The following is a 2,886-nucleotide window of genomic DNA, read 5'->3' on the forward strand; positions in this document are numbered from 1 at the left end:
CCCGCGGGCTCCAATGACTTCCGCAACATGGACGAGACGATCTGGAATCTGGTTAGCGAGATCCTCGTTCACGAGAAGCTGAAGGCGAAGCACGCGAAGCTGGTAAAGAAATCTCGCCCGCCTACTTGAAAGATCCCCAATGGGGATATATAGTAGAGCCATCGAATCGCAACAAGGAAACGAGCCATGCCCAACAACAACGCCAAGTTCCTTGCGGTCATCGAGGCCAACTCGAAGGCCGAGATCCTGGCGAGCATTGCCAAGCACTACGGCATCACCGCTCAAGAGGCCCAAAACGAAGTGACCCGCGACGATGCCGAACACCTGCTGGACTACATGGTGGAGCCCCAGCGCTCCGCTGCCTCCGTGCTGATGCAGGCTCACGGCCTGCGCGGCTACTGACCAACGAAGGAAAGAGAACATGAAAGTGCAGGAAATTCAGGTAGGACGGACCTACCACGATGGGAAGGCAGGGCTGCGCAAGGTTGTCGCCCGCGACGGCTCTCCGCTCAAGGTGCGCTATGTCATCCTCGCTGCCAAGGTCGAGCGGGAGATGGACCAAAACTACGAGTACGTCAGCGTCATTGGTCAAGAGAGCGCGTGCGACCTCGAATCCTTTGCGCGTTGGGCGAAGAGTGGCTATGACGACGCCCAGGCGCAGGGCCTTCTGGTGAGTCTGCAGGCCGCCAAGATCAAGCTCTCACCTGGTGAGGCCGCCTTCATGGCCAGCGCGCTGAAAGAGGCTGAAGGCAAGGCACTGGCTGCGGGCTCGACGGTTTCCTACAACCACACCGAAGGCCGTGCCGTTTCCGGCTTGGAGAAGAAGGGGATGCTGCGTCGCGTATCGAGTAGTGAAGTCGAGGTGCTGGCGCACGGCGCTGCGCGCCTCGCCGCAATGGCTGTCTCCTGACCATCGGAAAGAGCCATCGTGACACACTTTGCTCGCGGCGATCTAGTGACCCTAGTGGAGGCGCCCGACGGTTGCCTAAGCCAATACAGCCCTTTGACTGTTGGCCACACCTATGAGGTGCTGGGGCTGATGGGGTCTTGCTTGGTCGTTTCGACCGACGAGCCTGGCGTGGACGCCAGTATCTGGCTGGGCCGTTTCAAGGCGGCCAACACCCTCCAAGAGCAAGTCTAGGAAAGGAGTCTCATGCTGTCCAAGATCGAAGCCATCGCCGTCGCTGACTCGCTGCTGCGCTGCCCATTCTGCGGCGCCAAGCCGGCCGCAAGCATTCGCGGCAATGGTGACATCGCGTTGAACCCGAAGGCAAAATGCGTGACGGAAGACTGCATGGGCGGCAAGCTGCCCGTCATCTGCCTGGATGTGCCGAGTCATGTCCAAGGCTGGAACACCCGCGCTGCGGCGCACTGAAGGAAAGATCCATGTTCGATGGAGACGCACGCGTGATTGGCACTGAGCAGGCGATTGACCTTCTTCGCGAGGCTGGATGGCAGGTCCGTCGAACCTATAAATTTCTTCGCGTTGAAAAGGGTGATCGGAGTTGGCAGCTCGCCTACGCATCACCCACGAGCATTTCGGTATGGCGGCAGGACGTTGAAGACCTGATCGACACGACCTTGTGTAAGGTTGCAATTGGTCGCTAATTTGAAAACAGAAATGGCCAAGACTGCATAAGCCTCCAGGAGCACCGACAACATGGACGCCGATACCGCCGCTTATCTCCGTGAGCACCTACGCCGCCCTCGACCAGCAGATCAAAGCCGCCATCAAGGCCGGCAAGCACCCGCTGTACGCAGCGCCAGTGTGCGCCGACGCGCGTCGGATCAGGAACGGCGCGCGCTGGGAGTGCTTCGACGGCCAATGCAAGGGGTGCGGGCAGGACATAGCGCCCGGCAGAGTTACCGGACGGTTGACTCGCCTGGTGGAGTCGGTCGCAACCGTCGAGGCGGTGGGCGTCTGCGATCCCTGCAAACTCGTGACGCGCTTTCACTACCGGCTCCACGACGACATGAGGATTACCGGAATGACCGATGACGGCTAGGCAATGTGGCAGGCCAGTCCGTCGATTCTTGACAGGCTGCGAGCGTTTTTCGCGCGGGCCATCGCCTAGGAAAGAGGCATGAACGCTCCTGATGAAGCAGCCCAACTGATCCGCTTCGACGAAATCAAGCAGCTGCCTCGTCCGCGTCTGTTTGTGCAGGTCGGAGGCGTACCGAGGTGGGACAAGTGTTTTCCGTCAAAGGCTGTCGCTTCAGCGTGGATCGATTCACACGGGTCTGATCTGGACTGGCGTGTCGGATTCTTATTCCGCCTGAAGGGTCTTGATCGAGACATCGAGATTGTGGATTCGGCAGGCCGTCGAGCCTGCACTTGAACAAGGGAAAGAGTCGGATGAAGTTCTGCAAGCTGATGACCGACGACGGCAGCCAGGTCGCCAATCCCGAGGCAGTCGCAGGATCGGTGTCCTTCAGCGCCAAGGACGGCAAGGCCCAGGCCTGGGGGGCAGACGGCCGGACGCTGCTGGCCGAGCTGGTTGGTGCTCGTGTGGCTTGGATCGAAGCAGGGGGAATCCGCATCGAGGGTTTGGAGCCCGTCGATCTTGAGGGCGCGCGCTTCCGAGCGCAGGCTTGGCACATCACAGCGCGTTGACCAAGAAAAGAGTCTTGGGCAAGGTAGACCCAACGGCAGTCAGGATCAAAGCGGCGCGAGCGGCGTTGGGGCTGCCAGTCAGCCCGGTTGTGAGGCCGGCGAAAGTTGGCACCAAGCCTTGGAACATCGTCCTGCGTGGCGGGTGCCGCCCGAAGGTGGGTCGTCTGCTCACCTTCCGTCGCGCAAGCCACGGCGAGAAGTGGACGACGGGCCGGGTGACGAAGATCAACACCGATGGGCATCTGTTCATCGAACTCGCATAGAACGGAAAG

General features: G+C 60.4%; 8 protein-coding genes. All 8 read left to right on the forward strand.

The genetic code is table 11. The features are described 5' to 3' along the window. Positions 1 to 186: 186 nt before the first annotated feature. The 8 genes from WG898_RS24995 (at position 187) to WG898_RS25030 (ending at position 2,877) form a co-directional block, all read left to right on the forward strand. Entirely contained in the window at positions 187 to 402 is a 216-nt protein-coding gene (locus WG898_RS24995; protein ID WP_339605492.1) for a hypothetical protein, read from the forward strand. A 19-nt stretch (positions 403 to 421) separates the two neighbouring features. Further along, a complete protein-coding gene (locus WG898_RS25000; RefSeq protein ID WP_339605493.1) occupies positions 422 to 910 on the forward strand; it encodes a hypothetical protein in 489 nt (162 codons plus the stop codon). 243 nt (positions 911 to 1,153) lie between these two features. Beyond that, the gene (locus WG898_RS25005; RefSeq protein ID WP_339605385.1) at positions 1,154 to 1,375 is read left to right on the forward strand and encodes a hypothetical protein; all 222 of its coding nucleotides are present in this window, start codon (positions 1,154 to 1,156) and stop codon (positions 1,373 to 1,375) included. A gap of 11 nt (positions 1,376 to 1,386) precedes the next feature. Next, on the forward strand, positions 1,387 to 1,608 hold the full coding sequence (locus WG898_RS25010; protein ID WP_339605494.1) for a hypothetical protein: 222 nt from the start codon (positions 1,387 to 1,389) through the stop codon (positions 1,606 to 1,608). A gap of 80 nt (positions 1,609 to 1,688) precedes the next feature. After that, entirely contained in the window at positions 1,689 to 2,006 is a 318-nt protein-coding gene (locus WG898_RS25015; protein ID WP_339605495.1) for a hypothetical protein, read from the forward strand. Positions 2,007 to 2,084: 78 nt separating this feature from the next. Beyond that, positions 2,085 to 2,339, forward strand: a complete 255-nt coding sequence (locus WG898_RS25020; RefSeq protein WP_339605496.1) for a hypothetical protein — start codon at positions 2,085 to 2,087, stop codon at positions 2,337 to 2,339. Next, the gene (locus WG898_RS25025; protein WP_339605497.1) at positions 2,336 to 2,614 is read left to right on the forward strand and encodes a hypothetical protein; all 279 of its coding nucleotides are present in this window, start codon (positions 2,336 to 2,338) and stop codon (positions 2,612 to 2,614) included. The genes WG898_RS25020 and WG898_RS25025 overlap by 4 nt, the downstream gene beginning before the upstream one ends. 14 nt (positions 2,615 to 2,628) lie before the next feature. Further along, positions 2,629 to 2,877 carry a hypothetical protein gene (locus tag WG898_RS25030; RefSeq protein WP_339605498.1) on the forward strand — a complete coding sequence of 83 codons (249 nt, stop codon included), beginning with the start codon at positions 2,629 to 2,631 and terminating at the stop codon, positions 2,875 to 2,877. The last annotated feature ends 9 nt before the right edge of the window (positions 2,878 to 2,886 follow it).

Origin of the sequence: Paucibacter soli (genome assembly GCF_037482845.1) — a bacterium.
Taxonomy (GTDB): Bacteria; Pseudomonadota; Gammaproteobacteria; order Burkholderiales; family Burkholderiaceae_C; genus Paucibacter_B; species Paucibacter_B soli.